This is a genomic window from Paraburkholderia kirstenboschensis, assembly GCF_904848585.1.
In the GTDB taxonomy this organism is placed as follows: Bacteria; Pseudomonadota; Gammaproteobacteria; order Burkholderiales; family Burkholderiaceae; genus Paraburkholderia; species Paraburkholderia kirstenboschensis.
On record NZ_CAJHCR010000068.1, the window covers coordinates 1 to 1,685 of the forward strand.

General features: G+C 59.1%; 2 protein-coding genes. Both read right to left on the reverse strand.

Annotation, left to right across the window (positions count from 1 at the left end; genetic code table 11):
* Positions 1 to 202: 202 nt before the first annotated feature.
* Complete coding sequence (locus JMY24_RS37965; protein ID WP_128598074.1) at positions 203 to 493, reverse strand: DUF1272 domain-containing protein; 291 nt, start codon at positions 491 to 493, stop codon at positions 203 to 205.
* A 517-nt stretch (positions 494 to 1,010) separates the two neighbouring features.
* Positions 1,011 to 1,370, reverse strand: coding sequence for an arsenate reductase (glutaredoxin) (gene arsC / locus JMY24_RS37970; protein ID WP_128598073.1), 360 nt, complete (start codon positions 1,368 to 1,370; stop codon positions 1,011 to 1,013).
* Positions 1,371 to 1,685 lie beyond the last annotated feature (315 nt).

Here is a 1,685-nt window from a genome sequence, read left to right on the forward strand (position 1 = left end):
GTTGCGGTGTTGGTGGGGTTGCGGTGTTGGTGGGGTTGCGGTGTTGGTGGGGTTGCGGTGTTGGTGGGGTTGCGGTGTTGGTGGGGTTGCGGTGTTGGTGGGGTTGCGGTGTTGGTGGGGTTGCGGTGCCTGCGTTGCCTGCGTGGCGCTCGCGGTGTGCTCGCGGTGCGCTTCTAGCGGTGTCACGAAGGTGCTCCGGGCGTCACCGTTCGCCGGGTGGCGTATTGCGATAGCGCTCGAGGAACTCGGCGTGCGAGGCTTCGTCGATCGCAACGGCGGTTTGCTCGCTACGCGCCGGGTGCTTTGCCAACTGCGCTCGCGTGCGTATCGGTCGACGCTCAAAATTTCCACCGCAGTTGGGGCATACATTGCGTAAATTCGTCAGCGCGCACACTTGGCAGAAAGTGCATTCGTAGGTGCAGATCATCGCATCGGACGCGTTCGGCGGCAGCGACTTGCCGCATCCTTCACAGGACGGTCGTAGTTCAAGCATTCGGACTCCGTTTTGTGTTTAAGACGCGCTCGCGCTGGAGTGCGACGCATCTATTGCTGCTGCGCTAGTGTAGGCGGCGTCGCGTGTCAGGAAGTGACAGGTCTGCGTTAATTACTGCCAGTGCGGTGAATTCTGCGGGGGGCGCGTCGCTGCCTAGGGCGCTCGCGAGACTCAACAACGATTCGCGCTCTACGTCGATCGGACGAAATCGACATTAGCGGGCTTGGGCGCGTTGTTGTTTACATGGGCGTTGGCGGTAGTGCAACGAGCGTCGATTCACGGCCTTGACGCGAGTGTCATTGCACTTGGTTGAGCCGGTGCAAGGGCACTCGGAAGCCCATCGATGCAAGCATATTGCACTGAACGCGAGCGGATCGCCGACAGGATCAGGCGGACTGCAGATCATTACCGCCAAGACACTTCCGCAAAAATGTGGCGCTGGCCGCGGAGTTCTCGTCCGCATTGCATTGCATTCGAGCCCATCTGGTCCACTTCATTTTTGCGCGTTGGTGCTGCCTCAGACGAATAGGCTCGCCACATTCTCGGGCGGACGGCCGATCACAGCACGCCCGTCTCGCACGATGATCGGCCGCTGCAGAAGTATTGGATTCGCAGCCAATGCTTCGTATAACTGAGCGTCGGATAACGTGGAATCGGAAAGACCCAATGCCTGGTATGCGGACTCGGTGTCGCGGATCATGGCGCGCACTGGACAGGCCAGTTGGGTGTTCAGCCGCTGTAATTGGATGACGGTGAGCGGACGATCCAAGTATTCGATGATCTCTACGGTTTCTTCGCCGTCGCTATAAGTGCTGGTAATCAGTTCGCAGGTCGCTCGGGATTTAGAGCAGCGAGGGTTGTGGTAGATGGTGATCATGGTCGGGTTGGTTGTTAGCGAGAGTCAGGCTGGTCCGTTTAGGGGCGTGCTAGTTGCATTTTATCCCGCTACCGGATGGCTCTGGGGCGTACCCACCTCGCCCTGCTTTTCAGCTCCATAAACGTCTGACAGGGTGCCTGTCGAACGGCAGACGCGTCCTCGCCATGTTATACATAGGGATCGCGGAGATGTGTCCGGCTTCGCTGGCGGATTCAACCGGTCGATGCAATAGTTTGCTGGAACCGTTCGGCAGGCGTTTCGTAGCCCAGCGTCTTTCTCGGACGCTCGTTCAATCGTCTTGCCACGGCATTGAGC

Coding starts and splice junctions, on each gene's coding strand:
- JMY24_RS37965 (WP_128598074.1), bottom strand. CDS start 493: ATGCTTGAACTACGACCGTCCTGTGAAGGATGCGGCAAGTCGCTGCCG.
- arsC (WP_128598073.1), bottom strand. CDS start 1,370: ATGATCACCATCTACCACAACCCTCGCTGCTCTAAATCCCGAGCGACC.